The following is a 19,849-nucleotide window of genomic DNA, read 5'->3' on the forward strand; positions in this document are numbered from 1 at the left end:
TAACGATGAAAACCATTTTCAAAAACGGAAATGTGATCGATGGGACGGGCAGTGAAGGCAGAATTGCCGATGTGGTCGTTGATGAAGGACGTATTGTCGCAATCGGTCAAATAGACGTTGGCGTCAATGAACAGGTCATTGATGCGACGGGAAAAATTATTTGTCCTGGCTTTATTGATACCCATACACACTCTGACTTGTCGGCGATTATTAACCCCGCGCTGTCGGCGAAAATTCGTCAGGGAATTACCACTGAATTGCTGGGGCAGGATGGCGTCGCGTTAGCGCCGTTGCCGGAAGAATATATTCCAGCGTGGCGTAAAAATATCGCCGGCCTTGACGGCGATACCGACAAAATAGACTGGAAATATAAAAATACGGACGATTATCTCAATCTGCTGGCATCTCGACATCCGGCGACAAACCTTGCCTATTTAGTTCCGCATGGCAACGTGCGCATGGAGGCTATGGGGCTGGATGGACGGCCTTCCACCCGTGAAGATGTGGCGAAGATGTGCGAAGTCCTTGAGCGGGAATTAAAAGCGGGAGCGTTTGGTCTTTCCACCGGGCTTATCTATATGCCTTGCGCCTTTGGCGATACTGCCGAAATGATTGAACTGTGCAAGGTCACGGCGAAATATAACGGGATCTTTGTGGTACATCAGCGCAGTGAAGCTGACGATATTATCAACTCAACGCAGGAACTGATTGATATCGCCAAAGCCACTGGCGTCTGGCTACATATTTCACATATGAAGGTTTGCGGAAAGAAAAACTGGGGTCTGATCGACCAGATGCTGGGGATGCTGGAGCAGGCGCAGGAAGAGGGGATCCGCATCTCTTTCGACCAGTATCCATATGTGGCGGGTAGCACGATGCTTGGCGTGATCCTGCCGCCATGGGTCCACTCCGGTGGAACAGACAAATTACTGGAACGCCTGGCCTCACCTGAACTGCGCGCCAAAATGATCGAGGATATTCAGCAGGGTATTCCCGGCTGGGATAACTTTATCGATTTTGCCGGTCTGGACCAGATTTTTGTTACCAGCGTGAAAACGGCCAAAAATCAGGATGCCGTTGGTCTGAACCTCGTCCAGTTGGGGGAATTGCGCGGGAAAGACCCCTACAACGCCACCTTCGACCTGCTTTTTGAAGAAGAAAACGCCGTTGGAATGGTCGACTTCTACGGCACTGAAGAGCATGTGATTAAGTTTCTCTGTCGGCCAGAGCAAAACGTTTGTACCGACGGTTTAATGGGGGCCGGAAAACCGCACCCGCGCGTGTTTGGCGCATTCCCACGTGTGCTCGGTAAATACGTACGTGAAGAGGGATGTCTGAGCTGGGAAGCGGCAATTCGCAAAATGACGGGTAAACCTGCTGAGGTGCTGGGCCTGCAGGATCGTGGGCTGCTGAAGGTGGGTTACGCGGCGGATATCGTGATGTTCGATCCGAACACTATTGCTGATAAGGGCACGTTTGTTGAACCTAATCAGTATCCGCAAGGGATTGAAGTTGTCATGGTTAATGGGCGCATTGCCTTAATTAATGGCACGGAAAGTTATGCCTGTAGCGGTACGGTTATAAGAAAAGAATATTAATAAATAACGCTAAACACGCATTGATCTATCGCGACTATTTATAGCCGCGGTAGATCACTACACCCTAAGGACATCACAATGAACCTACAAACATCTTTACCTTCAGGTAAACCAAAGACCTGGAAAGCAAGATATACCGTCCTGACATTGATCTGGCTGGCGTGGCTCCTCTCTTTTCTCGACAGAATGGTCATGAGCGTTTCGCTCCCTTATATCGGCAAAGATTTAAATCTGGATACGACCCAACAAGGTTTAATTATTAGCGCCTTTTTTATTGGTTATGCGGCATTTCAAATTCCCGGTGGTTTACTGGCGGATAAGTTTGGCTCACGTAAAATTATGGCCATTGGTATTGCCTGGTGGTCTGTTTTTACCAGCTTAACCGGCGCTGTGCTGACGCTACCGCTGATGCTGGCCGTACGCTTCTTCTTTGGTATCGGCGAAGGGTGCTTCCCGTCGGCCTCATGGAAAATGATTTCGACCTATTTCCCGTCGAAAGAACGCGGACGTGCGACGGCGATTCAATCAACGGTGAACACCTTAGGCCCGGCGCTGGCGGTCGTGGTTGCAGCAAGCATTATCGGGGCTTTTGGTTGGCATATGGTTTTTATCGTGCTGGGTATTCCTGGCCTGTTTATCGCCGCAGGGATCTACTTATTTACGCGTGACAACCCGAAAGATCACCCCGCCATTACGCAGCAGGATCTGGCGGAACTGGCCGTTGACGATCAGGGTGGTCTGCAAAACACCAGCGCTATCGCGTTTAAAGACGTACTCAAAATGCCGGTGCTGTGGCAAATGGCAAGTATCTGGTTTTTGTTTGATATCACCTTCTGGGGTTTTTCAACCTGGTTACCCAGTTACCTGATCACTGTACGTGAGTTTTCTCTGGCCAAGACCGGCGTAATGGCGGCAATTCCGTTCCTGTTTGGTGCAGGAGGGACTTTGTTAGGCGGATACTGTTCAGATAAATTCAAACCGATGCGTAAAACGTTGTACGTCGTAACCTCTGTCATTGCTGCAGGCTTCCTGTATCTGACCTTCAGCGTGAGTAGTGCAGATATGGCGGTGGTTTATCAGTGTATTTCAGCCCTGTTCATGTTCTTCGCTATGGCGACGTTCTGGGGAATTTTGATGGATACCATCCCCAGCAACATTATGGGACGGGCGTCGGGGATCGTTAACTTTGGCGGTCAGATGGCGGGCGTTGTTTCCGCACCTATCATCGGCTGGCTGATCCAAAGCAGCGCAGGAAGCTATAACAGCGCCTTTATCTTTATGATTGCCGCACTGTTATGTTCTGCCGTCGTTACGCTGACCGTGAAAAACTCGCGCGCGGTTGGAGCATTACCCAGTCAGGCTTGATTAATGTCTGTCTCCTGTGGCTCTGCTGTTTCAGGGCCACAGGGATTGACGGGTATTAGCGTTTAAGTACTCGCAATAACTGAATTTCCCGCCAGATGTACAGTTACCACGGTAATTCTATTTCTCTTCTTTTATTAAGAATTAAGCATAATAAATGAAAGACCAGTCCTACATGTGTAGGAATATTCCCTCTGTTATGTGTTAATGATTTGATCTACAGAAAGGCTCAAGGTTTAATTCTTGTAAATCTAAATGTTATTTTTATGGTTTATTCATCTTAATTATGAAAAAATCATAAAATATACACGTGACTATGTTAGAATTTGCGTCCTGGGTCTGGCGCTTATAAATTAATAATATCGAAGACTCACCTGCACTATAGCCATCGCCTCTCTTTATTTATCGGGATTCTTATACGCAATGAACGCGATAATCGTTGATGATCACCCTTTGGCCCGCATTGCCATTCGCAACTTACTCGATACTAATGGTATCACTGTGACCACTGAGCTCGACAGTGGCGAGCAAGTCGTGCAGGTGGTTGAAAAAAACAAACCTGAGCTGCTAATTATCGATGTGGACATTCCTGGTATCAGTGGCATCGAGGTACTGGAACAATTACGCAAGCGGCACTATGCTGGCGTGATCATTATCATTTCATCAAAAAATGAATATTTTTATGGTAAACGCAGTGCTGAATACGGTGCCAACGGATTTGTGAGTAAAAAAGAAGGCATGAATAATATTCTTGCCGCTATCGAAGCCGCCAAAAATGGTTATAGTTATTTCCCCTTCTCCCTTGAGCACTTTACTGGCTCATCGGTCAGCGAGCAGGATAAACTTGATACATTATCGACACAGGAAATGAGAGTGTTGCGTTATATTCTTAATGGCATGGATTACAGCACTATTGCCAGTAAAATGAATATCAGTAATAAAACGGTGAGTACCTATAAAAGTCGTTTAATGGAAAAGTTAGATTGTTCTTCATTAATGGAAATTTATGATTACGCGCAAAGAAATAAAATAGGGTAGAGTAATGCTGGAACGCTTATTTATTTTTTTGATGGTCATATTTACCATCGGATTATCTACGGATGTGAGTTCAGCGCGCCAGGTTGAGCTAAAAAGTAACTATAATACTGCGGTACAAAATATCAGCTTCAACAGGGAAGAAACCAACTGGTTGGCGCATAAAAAAACATTAGTGGTTGGCACCTGGTTACCGGAAGTCTCCCCTATTGTCTATCAAAACAGCGGGGAAAATTATCGGGGCGTTAACGCGGACTACCTTGCGCTAATGCAAAAAAGTCTCAATGTAAAAATTGTTATAAAGCAATATGATAACGAGCAGCAGGCGCTTGCCGCACTCGCTAATAATGATGTTGATACGTTGATAACCCAGCTTTCCCGGCGGCAGGATGTCGGCGGGCATTTACTGCGTACTTCAGCATTACTCACAACGTGGCCGACGCTTGTGACGTCATTAAAAAACACCATGCTACCGCTGACGACGCACCATAAGGTCAGCGTCGCATGTGTGCGGGATTGCCCTTTTCTTAACGTTATCCAGGACGCTTTTCCTGATGCTAAAGTCTCATTTTATGACGACGAGTATCAGGCAATGGCGTCGGTAGTGAACGATGATAACCAATATTATATTGGTAACAATATTACCAGCAGTCATTGTATTTCGCGGTATTTTTCGCAATCCCTGGTTATTACGCATTATTTTGACAAGCAAGAACAATATAATTATTTTGTGGTTAATGAAAATCAACCGCTATTAAGAAATATCCTTGATGGTTTTATTACGTCAATAAGTAATGAAATCCATATGCAGGTGATGCAGAACTGGTTAAATCGCGGTAATCTTGCTTATCTTAATGCGCCCATTCCTTTCAGTCGTCAGGAAAAAGAGTGGCTGAAGAATAAGCATACCATCCGCATTTTGATCAACCCGGATTACCCGCCCTATACGCTGGTAGATAGCAGCGGCGAGTTACGCGGTATTCTTGGTGATTTGCTGAATATTATTCATCTGCAAACGGGTCTTGATTTTGAACCTGTTTTAGCCACGTCCAGAAGTGAACAGACCAAACTCATCAGTGGTGGGCAGTGGGATATGTATCCGACGATCGCCCCGACTAACCAAAACCAGGATGATTCGGCATTGAGCGATCCGCTGATGAATGTTGCATTCGTGGTTATCACATCGCGCCAGGAAACAGCCGACTCGCTGCTGGAAAAACCGATACGCGTTGCTCTGCCTGCCGGACATATTCTGGAGCGTGGCCTCAAACAACGTTATCCGCAGGTGACATGGGTGAATGCGGATACCGGTAGCGCTGCCATGGCTATGGTCAAGGAGGGCGACGTTGATGCGGCAATTGCGACTGAATTGTCGGCAAAGTTCATTACCGATCATTACTACCAGAATAATATGCACTTCTTCCGGCTTCCTGATATGCCAGGTGCATCGGTGAGTTTTGCTATTTCTTCTCATGAGCCCATGCTGAAGTCTGTCATTGATAAGGCCCTGCAAGCCATACCTCCGCGTGAAATTTTACAGATGACGGAGAAGTGGTCGAAGATTTCCAATACCCAGGTTGATATCTGGAGCCGATATAGCAAACAGTTCTATCAACTGGTGGTGTTTGCGCTGGTACTTATTGCTATTAGTCTGATCTGGGGGATATCACTCTCCCGTGAAGTCCGTAAAAGAAAGCAATCGCAGCGGTTACTGGAAGAACAGTTGCATCTCAAAGAGGTCTTATCTCAAGAGCTGGAGAGCGAAAAGAATAAAGCGATTGCCGCTACAAAAGCCAAAAGCCGTTTTCTTGCGAGCATGAGCCATGAGTTACGTACCCCGGTAAGCTCGATTGTTGGTTTTGTGGAATTACTCTCAAGCTCAGAGCTCAGTCCGGCACAACGCAAAGAGGCCATTGCTTTGACCGGGGCGACGGCCCAATCATTGCTGGGTCTGATTGGTAAGATTCTGGACGTTGATAAGATTGAATCCGGAAAATATGAGGTTGTTCCCCAGTGGACCGATCTCTCGCAGCTTATTGAATTGCAGTGTCACTCTTTCGATGCTCTGGCCAGGCAGAAAGGTATATCGCTTGCCTGCGTCAGCCAGTTGCCAGTAAACGAGCGGGTATTTGTCGATCAGCAGGCTTTGCGGCAAATTCTCACCAATCTGGTGGGCAATGCGCTGAAATTTACGGTGCAGGGTAGTATTCATGTTACGGCCCGTCTGGCTCCGGACACAGATAATCACGGCACCCTGACAATCGTCATCAGTGATACCGGTTGCGGCATTAGCGAAGAAGAGCAGGCTGGACTGTTCCATCGTTATGCTCAGGGGCGTTGCGGGCGTCAACAAACGGGGTCAGGCCTGGGGTTATTTATCTGCAAAGAACTGGTAACGCTAATGGGCGGTACGCTGGAGCTGAGGAGTATTCTGTCGCAGGGAACCACGTTCACAATTACGCTTCCGGTTGAAACTGCCCGACAATCGATAGTACCGGATGGAGATACCCCTGGCGCTGTGTTGCCGTTACCGTGTCTGTCGATTCTGATTGCAGACGATAATCCTACTAACCGGCTGCTGCTTAAACGCCAGTTGAATACCATTGGCTATAGCGTGGATGAGGCCTGTGATGGCGAGGAAGCCGAAGCTAAACTGGCCAAAAAATCATACGACCTGTTGATAACCGATGTGAATATGCCGAAGAAAGACGGGTTTGATCTCGCGGCTTCGCTACGTCGTCAACAACCTCACTTGCAAATATGGGGGCTGACGGCCAGTGCGCTCCCGCAGTCACGCGATCGATGTCTGCAAAACGGTATGAATTTGTGTCTGTTTAAGCCGGTCTCAATCCAGACGCTGACGCATGAATTGAGCAAAATCGACACGGGCTATGCGTCTCCTTGTGCAATCCGGCATTTAAAATTCAATGTACTGACTGAAAATACCGGTGGCGATCGCGCATTAATGAACGAGATACTCGAAACATTCCGTGAAGCAACGCTGAATGATTTACAAGCGGCTGAGAAAGCCGTTGCGCAAGATGAGCCGCAGCTGTTTTTACGGGCGCTTCATCGGTTGCATGGTTCGGCGCAAATTCTGGGTATCACCGCGCTTCAGACGCTGTGCGAACCTTTTGAGTCTATGCGACATGACGATCTTCCGCTGGCTGTACGGCAACAGGCATTACAGAAAATTGTTGCTGTCATGCGGGAAATTGAAATTGAGATCGACAGTCTGATGAGCCATTAATCCCCCCTGATCGGGTAGCCGTAGCAGCCCGATCAGGAGAGAAATGTCTTGATTCATCACTCGTTAGTGCAGAGTATTACTGGCCTGCACCCACCATTTCGCTATCAATAACAATGCCTTCTTCAGCACCTTTTAACACAAGGTTAGCCTCATAAAATTTACCCGTGGACAGCAGTTTTTGGGCGCTGGCAACGGCTTTACGCGTCTGATTCAAAGGCATCAGGTATTGGGTCTGAAGCACGCTGATCCCTGCCAGTTGCAAGGTATCCACTGCACCTTTCCAGTCACCTTTGGCCATTTTGCCGTTCGCGGTTTTGATAGCAGATTCTTTTTCCGGCGTAGCAATATAATCTTCTGATAATGCGATCGTAGCGTTAATAATTACGTACTGATCGTCAATCATCTTCGCCTTAGGCGCTGCTTTGACAAATTTCGCCCAGTCGCTGCTGTCGCCTGCCAGCAGGGAAGCGGCGTCATTGGTTAATTTTTTTGCGCTGTCAGGCTGTCCGTGAAACAGAGCCAGACGAGCAAGTTGAATATCACGCATCGCATTGGCGCCTTTTACTGCGACTTGCATAATATCGGCTGCTTCTTTTTGTACATTTGCTGTGGCTGTTTGTGCCGCAGTGGTGGTAGTGGCAGAAGCCATTACTGGGGCTGAACCCATCATAGTTGCAAGCAGACCTGCAAGAATAATCTTTTTCATTACGTTCTCCTGAATAAAGTTGGTATTGTTCACCAAACGCAATAATCATATTAAATAAGTTTAAAGAGAGGAATCAGAGCCAGGATAAAATAATGAGCGTTTAATCCTACAGGTGTCAGACGTCTGACATGTGTAGGATTAAACGCATAGCGACATTCCTTTATTCTTATATACGTATCCTTATCTGAAGCCTTATTATTTGATTGTAAGTGATATGTATTGTGTGAGTATTAACTCTTTTATTACCAGGTTACATTACGTTTACATGTAACGGAGGATGTATGTTCATTTTTAATCAGCAAGCTCTGAGAACGTTTAATGAAAAAACACTTTCTCATTATAAAAGACACGCAACAATTATGGCGGTGCTGTTGTTGGTGTGTGGTATTTGCTGCTTAATCTATCCTATTGCTGCTGGCGTTTATTTAAGCTACGCGACAGGTTTTATGTTCCTGGTATGCGGTTTTTATTCTATCTATAGCCTGTTTAGCGCTGGGAAGAAGCAGTTGAAAGCCAGATTTACCTATGCATTTTTTGCTATCGCATGGTTACTGCTGGGGTACTGTTTCCTTGTTAACCCTGTGATCGGCATGAATTCGTTGGCTATGGTTTTTTGCTGTTTATTTATTCTTGGTGGTATTTTTCGTGTGGCTTCCGGAGTTCAAATGTTCCGCAGTCCGGGCTATGTCTGGAACATTTTTATCGGCATTTTAGATCTGCTTATTGCTGGTGTATGGCTGAATATGGATCCCGATAAGTCTTACGTGTTCACTTCGATTTTTATTGGGGTCGAGATGATCTTCAGTTCTTTGGCTTTTATCAGCCTGCGTAGAAATACGAAGTTGGCATCAACAGATAAACTAGCCAATAACAACTAATCCTGTCTCTGGAGTGTATCGTGAATATTAAAATGATGGTTTCAGCTGTTGTGATTATGACCTCTGTTTTGGCACCGATGAGCTGTGCGTTTGCTACTCAGGCAACCGAAGCTGCGCCACAAGATATGACCTGTAAAGAATTTGCTGATATGAGTCGGCAATACATGACGGCAATTGCCTTTGTGATTGTTAATAAAAATTCTGACTTTAAAGGCGATGATTATGTTCCGCTGCATGAGGTGGAAACTGTCGCTGTTCCTAAAATGATTAACATGTGTCATCAGCACCCGAATACGAAATTGGGCGAATTGGCCGTAAATCTGCACACGATTGATTAACCGTTTTGATAGCCTGGCTTTAGTTAGAATTGACAACCTCTGTCCCTACACCCGCATTTCCCCTCACAATAAAATAACTCACCCTGCTATCCACGAGGAAACTCGCTGGATAGCCGCGTCCGCTAACAACCGTAGGTCTGATAAGTGAAGCGCCATTCCTGGGATCTTATTACCCGATCCCAGGGATAAGCATCTACAAGGGCAGGGAATTAATGCCGGGTTTTAAATCGCGCCAGCATGTTTTCGACAAGAACAAAGAAGACCGGAACAAAGTAGATCGCCAGCACGGTCGCGGCCAGCATCCCACCGATAACGCCCGTACCGACGGCGTTTTGCGCGCCAGAGCCTGCGCCGTCACTTATTGCCAGTGGGATAACCCCCAGAATGAAGGCCAATGAGGTCATCAAAATAGGACGTAAACGCATTTGCGCAGCTTCCACCGCAGCTTCAAGCGGCGTTTTTCCTTCTTTTTGCATAATCTCGACGGCAAACTCGACGATCAGAATAGCGTTTTTAGCTGAGAGTCCCATGGTGGTGAGCAGGCCAACCTGGAAGTAAACATCATTGCTCAGGCCACGCAGATCGGTCGCCAGTAAAGCCCCGACCACACCGATTGGTACAACCAGCATCACAGAAAACGGTATTGACCAGCTTTCATAGAGTGCTGCCAGCGCCAGAAATACGACGATAAGAGAAATGCCGTAGAGCATTGGCGCCTGGTGGGTAGACAGCGCCTCCTGATACGACAGCCCCGTCCAGGCATAACCGACGCCCGCGGGCAGTTTATTAATCAGTGATGCCATAAATTTCATCGCATCGCCGCTGCTTTTCCCTGCGACCGGTTGGCCGAGAATTTCCATTGCAGGCTGTCCGTTGTAGCGTTCAAGACGGGGAGAGCCGTAGGTCCATTCGGTTGAGGAGTAGGCCGAAAGCGGCGTCATCGCGCCGGAGGCGTTACGTACGTACCAGTGATTGATATTGTCCGGCAGCATACGGAACGGCGTATCGGCCTGCACATACACTTTTTTAACGCGTCCCTGGTTAAGGAAATCATTGACGTAGCGGCTACCAAACGCCGTAGAGATGGTCTGATTGATATCCGACAATGCCACACCCATCGCCTCTGCTTTTGTCGCGTTGACGTGGATACGAAACATCGGCGTATCTTCCAGCCCATTTGGGCGCACTCCGTTAACTTCATCGGGTGACTGGCTGGCCAAAGCCAGGAGCTGGTTGCGGGCCTGCATCATTTTTTCATGCCCAAGGTTGCCGTTATCCAGCAACTCCATATCAAAACCTGAAGCGGTGCCCAATTCCGCGACTGCGGGTAAATTGAACGGATAAACGACGGCATTATTAATGGTGCTTAAAGCCATCATTGCCCGGCGAATGATGGCAGTAACCGAGTTTTTTTCGCCAACACGTTCTGACCACGGTTTCAGGCTGATAAACGCCAGACCGTTATTTTGCCCCTGTCCGCTGAAGCCAAATCCGCCAACGGTAAAAACAGACGCGACATTTTTCTGTTCTTTTGTCAGATAGTAATCCGTTATTTCCCCAAGCACTTTGCTGGTATTTACCATCGTTGAACCGGAAGGTAATTGCGCCGTGGTCATGAATACGCCCTGATCTTCTTCTGGCAAAAAGGAGGTAGGAGTACGGAGAAACAGTACCATCATGCCAGCACCAATCACTAAATAGACCACCATATAACGGCCGGTGCAACGTAACAGCCTACGGGTGCTGTCCGTGTAGTGATGGGTGCATTTCTCCATGAAGTGATTGAAACGGGTAAACAGAAAATGGGTGTTTTCTTTTTCTCCCTCGTGGGATTTTAACAGCATGGCGCAGAGTGCGGGCGTCAGGCTCATCGCCACGAACACCGACAGCAGCATGGAGGAAATTAAGGTGATGGAAAACTGACGGAAAATCTCACCCGTTGCCCCGCTCATAAATGCCATTGGCATAAACACGGCGGATAAGACGACGGCAATACCGACCAGTGCTCTCTGGAGCTGACCCATCGCTTTATGCGTCGCCGCTTTTGGTGACAAGTGCTCTTCGGCAATAATACGTTCTACGTTCTCAACCACCACGATGGCATCATCAACTAACAATCCTATTGCCAGCACCATGCCAAACATCGTGAGCGTATTGATCGAAAAACCGGCAACGTCGAGTATCGCAAAGGTTCCAAGGATAACAACCGGAACCGCGATAGTGGGGATAAGCGTCGCGCGGAAACTTTGCAAAAACAGGTACATGACGAGGAAGACCAGAATGATTGCCTCGATCAATGTATGAAACACACCCTGAATTGAAATCTCGATAAAGGGGGTAGTGTCATAGGGATAAACGGTTTTCATGCTGGCCGGAAACCAGGCAGATAATCTGTTCAACTCTTGTTTTACTGCCTGGGATGTTTCAAGGGCATTGGCGCCTGCGGCAAGTTTAATCGCAATTCCGGCGGCGGGTTTTCCGTTGTAACGTGCAACCGTGGCATAATTTTCCGCACCCAGCTCAATGCGTGCGACATCGCGCAGCAGAACCTGGGAGCCGTCCTGCTGAACTTTAAGGAAGATCTTGCCGAATTCATCGGTAGTTTGCAGGCGTGTCTGAACAATGATCGACGCATTTAACTGCTGGTCGGCTGATTGCGGCATTCCTCCCAGCTGTCCGCCCGATATCTGGTTATTCTGTACTTTGAGTTGGGTAATAACGTCCTGCGGCGTAAGGTTATATTTGTCGAGCTTTTGCGGATCCAGCCAGATACGCATGGCGTATTGCGAACCGAATAACTGTACGCTCCCGACCCCGGGGGGGCGGCTTAGTGGATCTTTAATATTTGACGCCACATAGTCAGCAATATCATATTGGCTCAGACTGTTATTATCAGAGATAAAACCGGCGACCATTAAGATATTGCTGCTGGATTTATCAACGCTGATCCCTTGCTGCTGGACTTCCTGTGGCAAGGAAGGCATCGCCAGCTGCAGTTTATTCTGTACCTGAACCTGCGCTATATCAGGTGAAGTCCCCGTTTTAAAGGTCAGGATAATCGACGCATTACCGGCCGCATCGCTGGTGGATGACATATACATCAGGCCATCAAGCCCGTTCATATTCTGTTCAATCACCTGAGTCACCGAGTCTTCAACGGTCTTGGCGTCTGCACCGGGGTAGGCTGCGCTAATGGTAATTGTGGGGGGAGCAATTTGCGGATATTGCGCGATGGGTAAGTTCATTATCGCGATACCGCCGGTAAACATCATGATAATGGCGAGCACCCAGGCGAAAACCGGGCGCTCAATAAAAAAGTTAGCCATGAAGAAGGTGTCCTTAATACCTGAAATATTACTGTTCAGTTGCCGTGTCAGGTGTGTTTGGTTTTGCTGCGAGGATTTTGGCTTTAATTCCCGGACGGATTCTTTGTAATCCGGATACAATGACCCGATCGCCAGGATGTAATCCCGTAGTCACCAACCATTGATTGCCTACAGCCTTCACCGCATTTATTTCGCGTAGTTGCACCACGTTTTCTTGATCGAGGATTAACGCTGTGGCCTTTCCCTGCGCGTTATGCGTAATCCCTTGCTGTGGAACCATTAAAACATTCTGTTGGCTGCCCTCATCCAGCAATGCTGTGACGTACATACCGGGTAAAATTTCACCCTCAGGATTGGGGAACACGGCGCGCAAGGTCACGGAGCCGGTAGTCTCATCGACGGCAGGATCGGAAAACTCAAGCGTGCCGGTATAGCGATAGGGCTTGCCATTTTCCAGCATCAGCTCAACCGGAATTTTGCCCTTTTGCTGGGCAATTTTCCCACTGGCTTTTTCTTCTTTCAGGCGTAAGAAGTCTTGTACTGACTGCGTTAAATCAACATAAATAGGATCCAGTCTTTGCACGGTAACCAGCGCGTTTCCCTGATTCGCGGTGACCAGAGCACCCACGGTTACGGAGGATTTACCGCTGATGCCCTCAATCGGCGAGGTGACATTGGCGTAACGCAGGTTGATGGTGGCCTGCTCAAGATCCGCTTTGGCGACGGCGACATTGGCTTCTGCTTCATTAAGCTGTGAGCGCGTCGTGTCGTAGTCCTGGCGGCTGACGTAATTGGATTTTATTAATGCCGACTGCCGATTTAATGTCAGTCGCACATTATTGGCCGTCGCCTGCGCCTTTGCCAGTGCGCCTCTGGCTGCATCCAGCCTGGCCTGCAACGGGGCGGGATCAATTTGATACAGTGACTCTCCTTTGCTGATTTTGTCACCTTCAATAAAATTACGTTTGATGATGATTCCCCCAACCTGAGGGCGGATTTCGGCGATCTCAAATGAAACCGCGCGGCCAGGTAGCTCGCTTTTAATATTCACTGAGGAAGGCGCTAAGGTAACAACGCCGACCCCGGGCTCCATGGCGGTTTTTACTGCAGGTTTATTATCGCAGGCGGTAATAATGACGCTGCTAAAAAATAATGGTATCAACAGTAAGCATTTTCTGTTCATAGTAATCCCTGAAGAATTCGTAAGCACAAATGTTTTTTTATGGCATGCAGGGTGGGGGAGTTATCGGTAAATAACAGAAGATGGTCTGGCATGAGAAAAGTAACGCCCATTTTTGCGCTAAAAGTTAGCGGTTAAATTACATGCAGCAGAAATAATGAATATTTAGCGAAGGATCACATGGAGCACGATGACGCAATAAGCGAAACGCGGAGTGATTAAAATGCGTGTTGGCAAACACTCGGCTCCGGAGTCTATTCGCATCACCGTACTACAGGGATTATTTCACTAGCTCTGGCGTAACCTCGGTTACGGTATTTGCGGAGTAGGGCATTCCCCACATCGGTCCGGGCCAGAACGCGCCATAACCGTAATCCCACATATTATAGGTCGTGTTTACGGACTCAGTTAAATGCCAAACCTGAATGCCTTGTAAATCAACTTTAACAAAGTTGTACGGGATTTTGTTGATGAATCCTTGTTCATCTCCTTGAATTGTCCCTAAAATAGTCACGAAGTGGTTTCTGTAATTTACCGGGTCGAGAAAACCCTTCTGTTGGGCAAGAATACGTCCCTGATAGCTGGCGTCTATTTGTGGTTTAGCGTCGTTGTTCAGCGGTAGAACGGCGATTTCCAGTAACGTATCCGTTTTGGTGTTAATCACATTGATGACTTTACCCCCAAATCGGGCCTGCTGGCCTGTATATAACCCCGGTTGGTTATGCACGGAGATAAAGTTCTTTTGTATATCTGGTTGATTATTACCTTTGATATTTTCAGGAATTGAAGCACATGATGCCAGAGTGAAAGCAAGGGCAATAATCAGCAACCCTTTTGTTTTTTTCATTTTACTTTCCTGCTAAAAAAAGACAGGTCTATAGTAAACCTTTACTCATTATTGTCAGCAGGCGCGAGGCTGATTATCTAAAATTAATATAATTGTAGCTTATGGTAATAACAGACAGTATTTTAGCGGGGCGCAGGGAGAGTGGATGGCGGTCAACAACTGTGATGTGCTGATGATACCACAAGGTTATTACACGGTGGCGACCATGGCAGGATAATCACGTTGGGGGCGTTTGAACTCAGTCATCATCACGTTCTGCGGATTTAAGTCAGGAACGTGTCAACGCTGTGCAGGACGGATCATGCTAATAATAAAAAGCCGCGAAAGCGGCTTTTTATTATTGAATGGCTGGAGGATTATTCGCTGACTTTTTTCTCAACGGAGGCTGCACCTTCTTTGGTCTTATTCCAGCCTTTCTCGGTAACTTCTTTTGTTGCATTCCAACCTTTTTCAGCGCCTTCCTTGGTTGTATTCCAGGCTTTTTGTGAGCCCTCACTCACCTTGCTGCTCAGGTCATCTTGCTTACCTTCAGCAGTATGTTTTGCTTTTAACTGTTGCTCTTCGCCCTGATTCTGCGCCTGATGCAGTTTTTCTTTTGCAGTATTCGCGTTTTCGTGCGCGGCAGCGACATCATTATCGGTTGCGTGTGTTGTTGCGGCAATAACAGGAGAAGCCAGCAGAATTGCAGATAATGCGATAATTGTCTTTTTCATAATATCCTCGCTTAGCGTTATAAGTTATTAGCGTGATGAAGCATGACATACAAACGAAGCGCTGACTTTAGGAAAAAACTGTAAGTGCTGCTAACGTTATTTATCCATTTTGTGCAACTGTGAGCAATTAATACGGTTATTTTTGTGGCAGGTCTTGTTTTTTTGCACGAAAGGGAAGGTGTAAAAAGCGTAGTGATAATGTTGATATGAAAAGTGTTATCTATTTGATTTTTATGTGATTGATTGGGGCGTTATAGGCTGGTCGTTCGTTTCCGAAGGTGAGCGTTTCTATCAAATAATTCACTCTCTTGATTTTTCTGGTTTATAGACAATGCTCATTTAATACAGGCAAAAACAATATCGTCGTCTATCGTAAAGGTGATACAGGTAGATGGCTTTTGGTATATCCAATGATGTGCCTTTAACAATAAGAGAGCACTATGCTTGAATTCCGTCCTAATTGCGAATGCTGTGATAAAGATCTGCCTCCTGAATCAAAAGGGGCATACATCTGTTCATTCGAATGCACATTTTGCGCCGATTGCGTGACCCAACGGCTTAATGGCCAGTGCCCGAACTGCGGAGGGGAGCTGGTGCGACGTCCAATACGCCCCGAAGCATCCCTCCTGCGGCACCCTGCATCCACTCAGCGTCACTATCAACAATAGAGATGCAAACTACGTTCGCTCGTCGCTTGTAAGGGTCTCCGTGATCCTGCTGCTCGTCAGTTTAGTGCCAGGAACGGACGTTTATATGAACGGCAATCGCGCTTCTCCGGTCAACTCCACAACCCAAACGGTGGGTACTTCGACATCAGATATTTTATGCCCAGGCTTTTGATATTTCCGTTGAATGAGTAACGAAGGCATGTTGAGGCAAGATGTTTTCAAGCAAAAACAAATTGGTGTCATAATCTGGATCGGCACAACAATCTCTCGCAATCACAAGCCGGTAATCCAGGTCAAAAGCTTGCCCAACGGTAGACAGCACAACACCACTTGTGGTGACGCCAGTAAGAATCAAAGTTTCTATTCCCTGCGCCCTAAGAACCAAATCGAGTTCAGTAAAGGAGAAAGCCCCCACTCTGCGTTTAACAATGACGACCTCATTCTCTTCAGGAGCGACATCTGCATGAATGGCCGTGCTCTCGTTATCAACCATAAAAATGCCATTCCCTTTAATTGACGAGAAAATCGTGTTGTTGTGACTGACTTCAGGGTAACCCTTGCGGAATCCGACACTCACGTAGATAACCGTTACGCCAGCTGCGCGTGCGGTAGATATCAACGATGCCGTGTTGCGAATAACATCTCTGGCACTCTCTTGCGGGAGGAAGTTGTTGAGGATGAGCATCTGAAAGTCCATTACCAGCAGCGCGCTATTTTTATTGATATTACTGAGTTGAGTCGTCATAAAATCTCCGGGATTTGCAGGTACGAGGCAATGCCGTCAGTCAACGCGTTGCTGACTGACGATGAATGTTGAGATTCCAGGCTGCTCCGAGCAGCAGTATGCAACTGGTTGCCAGGAAGACGGCTCGCATACCGATATGCCCGCCGACAAAGCCGCCGATCAACGGCCCGATGAACTGACCTGCGAACTGTGCCGCTACGGAATAACCGAGGATGCTCCCTACCATTCCTTCTGGTACACGATGACGTATTACCGCCGCCATACATGGCAGTAATCCACCTAGTGCCAGCCCCATAAGGAAACGCAGAGCAATAAGCTGCCAGCCTGAGGAAACAAACGCCTGAGGAATAAGCAGAAAACCGGCTGTCGCCAATGCCATTGTGATAATGCGTAAATGTCCTATCCTGTCTGCCAGTTTTCCAAGCCAGGATGCAGAAATAATGCTGCCCAGGGCTGCGGCAGCCATTACATATCCTGCCACTTTGGTTATCTGAGAAGCGTCACTGACGAGAGTTCGCACATATACCGTAATAATGGGCTCTATCGACATGTTGGCCAGCATCAGCAGCAGACCGGTGCAAAGCATACAAATAATTACAGTACGGGCAGGCAACTGCGACCAGCTCACTGCCGTTTTTGCCACGGTATTCTCAGGCTTTTGCACCTCTTCGCGAATGAGGGTGAGGGTCATGATAAAGGACAGAAATATCAGCGCACCTGCACAGAAAAACGTGGTTCGAATACCGATCAGACCAGGGAGCCACCCTCCGGCAAGTGGACCGACAAGATTGCCAGCCATTACACCGGATGAAACAATCCCCAGCGCCCAGGCTGCACGTTCTCTGGGAGCCTGGACGGCGATAAGAATCGTCGCGCCGGATGAGTAGCCTCCCGCCAGGCCAACTAACAACCTTAGTCCGACAAGTTGCCATATATTGGTCACCAGCCCCATAAGCGAAACAGTAACCGCCATGCCAAGGCTGGCTCTCACGAGCATCGACTTGCGTCCATATCTGTCACCGAGTTTCCCCCAGACAGGGGCGATCAACCCGGCAGTGATAAACGTTGCGCTGAATGCGACACCAGACCATTGCACGACCGCGGCATGCCCGCTAACACCCAGTTCTTCGACATACAAAGGCAGAAACGGCAGCATAAGGGTCATTGCGAAGACCGTTGAGAACGAGCCAATGAAGCAAACAAGCAGGTTTCGCTGCCAGAAGCTGTTATAGAATTGGGTCATAGAAATACTCTTTCTTGGTATACCAACTTGGTATACCATATCGATTGCGCATCTTACTGTCAATTTGCGGGAGAACATTGTTGTTATGAGTCAGGCATCAGAAGTTGAAAACCAATTAAGAAAACTGATACTCAGTATGGAGCTGGGGCCAGGAGAACGACTTACCGAGCGCTGGGCTGAAGCAACGTTTAACGCATCCCGAACGCCTGTGCGAGCCGCATTACAAAAACTGGAGTCAGAAGGACTGGTCCGTCGTGATGGGCTGCGCTGGTTAGTGGCGCCGATCGATGTCGCAGAAGTTGAACAGCTATGTATTTACCGGGAAGTACTGGAAGTGGCGGCATTAAAACTAGCAGCCAGCCAGATGACAGAAGAACAACTCAACGGTCTGGAAAACCTGCTCAAAACGAAGACTACTGATGTGCCAGAAGAGGTGATGGAGGATGCCGGGACACGATTCCATCTACAGCTGGCCCGTCTTTGCCAGAATGCGTTTATTTTCGAAGGGGTAAGCGATGCCCTGCGCCAGCTTTCACGGGCACGATGGCTCGACAAAGCACCATCGAATCCCGCATGGGAAGAGCACCAAGAAATAATAGCGGCGCTTAGGTCGCAGGAGACTGAAAAAGCGGCAGAGTTACTCGCCGTTCATCTCAGCGAAAGCCGCCTTCGCTTACTGGAAGCCATCAATTCAAGTAGACGGAGCTTGAGGGCAAGAGGTATTGCTATCTCCTGATTAAGCGGTGAGTTTTTACGACAACATGACAGAGGTCCGCTCCTCGTTCACTGCAGACCTTTAGCTCAGTGACCTGGTCCGCTTCGTGCCACACGCGGACGTTGCTAACTTTGGTCCTTATTCATCAGTGGGGGGGCAGGTCAGTCAATCTATATGCTATTTGTTTTGCTCTTAAGTTCTGAACTATAGTGCCGATAGGGAAATTAAGTACTTTTGTCCTAAGGAAGCAAGGTGGTGAAAGATTTTTCAAAATACTCGAAAGCGTTAGGGATGGCTAAGTTCTATGTTTATGCATTTTATGACACTGAAGATGCATCAAAAAAACCGTTTTATATAGGCAAAGGCAAGTCAGAACGCTGTCTTGATCATATAAAGTGTAATGATGGCTCTCCGAAATCAGAACGAATTAATCATCTGTTAAAAACAGGAAACCTGGGAATCGACATACTACGCCATGGCATGGATGAGGCAACCGCTAAGCTTGTTGAAGCTACATGTATTGATCTCTTAGGTGTTGGAGAACTGACCAACAAAGTACGAGGAAGCAGCTCCCTTATGGGGCGAATCACGCTGGATGAGCTCAACCATCTCCTTCTTAAGCAAGAAACGGAAATTGCACCTGAACATGCAGGGCTCGCTTTTTTGCTAAACAGCACCTATAAGTCTGGCATGAGTGCACTTGCATTATATGAAGCTACGCGTGGCGTCTGGGCAAAAGTACCAAAAGATGAAAACCTGCAATTTGCATACGCAACCTACGGCGGTTTGGTGATGGAAGTCTACGAGATACAGTGCTGGTTAAAGGCAGGCTCTCAGCAGTACTTTACCCGGGAACTGGTCATCCCCCCCGAAACCAATCGTTCAGAATTTGTTGGACGAATCGCATCACCAGAAATCAGAGAATTATACGTAGGCAAGCTAATCAAAAAATCGCGTAGTCATGGTAGCCCTTTCGTAAAAGTCGGTCTGGCGCAATAAACTTGTAAGTATCCCGCATAGACGTCCGCTCCTCGCTCAGAGCGGACTGTCAGCCTAAAGCAGTCTGCTAAGTTCCAGAAGTAGACATCGCGGAATAGAGGAACATACTCGGTAAAACTCTTTGATTCACCTAAATAGCTGCGCGGAATAGTAGATCACTGAAAGGGAACTCAGCCCGGATTGTGCGATCTGATCAATCGCCAAACCAACCAAAATCACCAACCGGACTGAGCGATGCCGATCATA

At 47.6% G+C, this 19,849-nt stretch carries 15 protein-coding genes and 1 pseudogene; 9 read left to right on the plus strand and 7 right to left on the minus strand.

Going from position 1 to position 19,849, the window contains the following annotated elements:
• Nucleotides 1-5 precede the first annotated feature (5 nt).
• The 4 genes from FHD02_RS03410 to FHD02_RS03425 all read left to right on the plus strand — a co-directional run bounded on the left by FHD02_RS03410 (nucleotide 6) and on the right by FHD02_RS03425 (nucleotide 7,245).
• A complete protein-coding gene (locus FHD02_RS03410) occupies nucleotides 6-1,598 on the plus strand; it encodes an amidohydrolase family protein (protein ID WP_220393570.1) in 1,593 nt (530 codons plus the stop codon).
• A gap of 78 nt (nucleotides 1,599-1,676) precedes the next feature.
• Nucleotides 1,677-2,963: an MFS transporter gene (locus tag FHD02_RS03415; protein ID WP_042313230.1), complete on the plus strand. Its 1,287-nt coding sequence runs from the start codon at nucleotides 1,677-1,679 to the stop codon at nucleotides 2,961-2,963.
• A gap of 420 nt (nucleotides 2,964-3,383) precedes the next feature.
• Complete coding sequence (gene evgA, locus FHD02_RS03420) at nucleotides 3,384-3,998, plus strand: acid-sensing system DNA-binding response regulator EvgA (RefSeq protein ID WP_220393571.1); 615 nt, start codon at nucleotides 3,384-3,386, stop codon at nucleotides 3,996-3,998.
• 4 nt (nucleotides 3,999-4,002) lie between these two features.
• Nucleotides 4,003-7,245, plus strand: a complete 3,243-nt coding sequence (locus FHD02_RS03425; RefSeq protein ID WP_220393572.1) for a response regulator — start codon at nucleotides 4,003-4,005, stop codon at nucleotides 7,243-7,245.
• A 76-nt stretch (nucleotides 7,246-7,321) separates the two neighbouring features.
• Here the strand turns inward: FHD02_RS03425 and FHD02_RS03430 are convergent, their stop codons facing one another.
• Entirely contained in the window at nucleotides 7,322-7,951 is a 630-nt protein-coding gene (locus FHD02_RS03430; protein WP_042313237.1) for a YfdX family protein, read from the minus strand.
• Between the two features lie 281 nt (nucleotides 7,952-8,232).
• Here FHD02_RS03430 and FHD02_RS03435 point away from each other — a divergent pair, with 281 nt between their 5' ends.
• The gene (locus FHD02_RS03435) at nucleotides 8,233-8,829 is read left to right on the plus strand and encodes a DUF308 domain-containing protein (protein ID WP_061382294.1); all 597 of its coding nucleotides are present in this window, start codon (nucleotides 8,233-8,235) and stop codon (nucleotides 8,827-8,829) included.
• Nucleotides 8,829-9,167 (plus strand): HdeA/HdeB family chaperone, encoded by a 339-nt coding sequence (locus FHD02_RS03440; RefSeq protein WP_079226122.1) that lies wholly within the window; start codon nucleotides 8,829-8,831, stop codon nucleotides 9,165-9,167. The genes FHD02_RS03435 and FHD02_RS03440 overlap by 1 nt, the downstream gene beginning before the upstream one ends.
• Nucleotides 9,168-9,376: 209 nt before the next feature.
• Here the strand turns inward: FHD02_RS03440 and FHD02_RS03445 are convergent, their stop codons facing one another.
• From FHD02_RS03445 to FHD02_RS03460, 4 genes are all read right to left on the minus strand, one after another.
• Entirely contained in the window at nucleotides 9,377-12,493 is a 3,117-nt protein-coding gene (locus FHD02_RS03445; RefSeq protein ID WP_220393573.1) for an efflux RND transporter permease subunit, read from the minus strand.
• A 28-nt stretch (nucleotides 12,494-12,521) separates the two neighbouring features.
• Entirely contained in the window at nucleotides 12,522-13,676 is a 1,155-nt protein-coding gene (locus FHD02_RS03450; RefSeq protein ID WP_220393574.1) for an efflux RND transporter periplasmic adaptor subunit, read from the minus strand.
• Between the two features lie 277 nt (nucleotides 13,677-13,953).
• A complete protein-coding gene (locus tag FHD02_RS03455) occupies nucleotides 13,954-14,520 on the minus strand; it encodes a Slp family lipoprotein (RefSeq protein WP_137371515.1) in 567 nt (188 codons plus the stop codon).
• A 356-nt stretch (nucleotides 14,521-14,876) separates the two neighbouring features.
• The gene (locus FHD02_RS03460; RefSeq protein WP_079226126.1) at nucleotides 14,877-15,233 is read right to left on the minus strand and encodes a hypothetical protein; all 357 of its coding nucleotides are present in this window, start codon (nucleotides 15,231-15,233) and stop codon (nucleotides 14,877-14,879) included.
• A gap of 440 nt (nucleotides 15,234-15,673) precedes the next feature.
• Between FHD02_RS03460 and FHD02_RS03465 the strand changes: the two genes are divergently transcribed.
• Nucleotides 15,674-15,901 (plus strand): DUF1272 domain-containing protein, encoded by a 228-nt coding sequence (locus tag FHD02_RS03465; RefSeq protein WP_137371514.1) that lies wholly within the window; start codon nucleotides 15,674-15,676, stop codon nucleotides 15,899-15,901.
• 153 nt (nucleotides 15,902-16,054) lie between these two features.
• On the opposite strand, the pseudogene FHD02_RS03470 reads toward FHD02_RS03465, so the two are convergent.
• Together FHD02_RS03470 and FHD02_RS03475 are read right to left on the minus strand one after the other, a co-directional pair.
• Nucleotides 16,055-16,646: pseudogene (locus FHD02_RS03470) on the minus strand (cysteine hydrolase family protein); the annotation flags it as partial.
• A gap of 40 nt (nucleotides 16,647-16,686) precedes the next feature.
• A complete protein-coding gene (locus FHD02_RS03475; RefSeq protein ID WP_137361166.1) occupies nucleotides 16,687-17,889 on the minus strand; it encodes an MFS transporter in 1,203 nt (400 codons plus the stop codon).
• An 85-nt stretch (nucleotides 17,890-17,974) separates the two neighbouring features.
• On the opposite strand from FHD02_RS03475, the gene FHD02_RS03480 reads away from it, so the two are divergent.
• Nucleotides 17,975-18,625 (plus strand): GntR family transcriptional regulator, encoded by a 651-nt coding sequence (locus tag FHD02_RS03480; RefSeq protein WP_220393575.1) that lies wholly within the window; start codon nucleotides 17,975-17,977, stop codon nucleotides 18,623-18,625.
• A 234-nt stretch (nucleotides 18,626-18,859) separates the two neighbouring features.
• Nucleotides 18,860-19,603, plus strand: a complete 744-nt coding sequence (locus FHD02_RS03485; protein WP_137361309.1) for a hypothetical protein — start codon at nucleotides 18,860-18,862, stop codon at nucleotides 19,601-19,603.
• Nucleotides 19,604-19,849 lie beyond the last annotated feature (246 nt).

The organism is Citrobacter sp. EC_71 (assembly GCF_019584005.1).
GTDB lineage: Bacteria > Pseudomonadota > Gammaproteobacteria > Enterobacterales > Enterobacteriaceae > Citrobacter > Citrobacter werkmanii.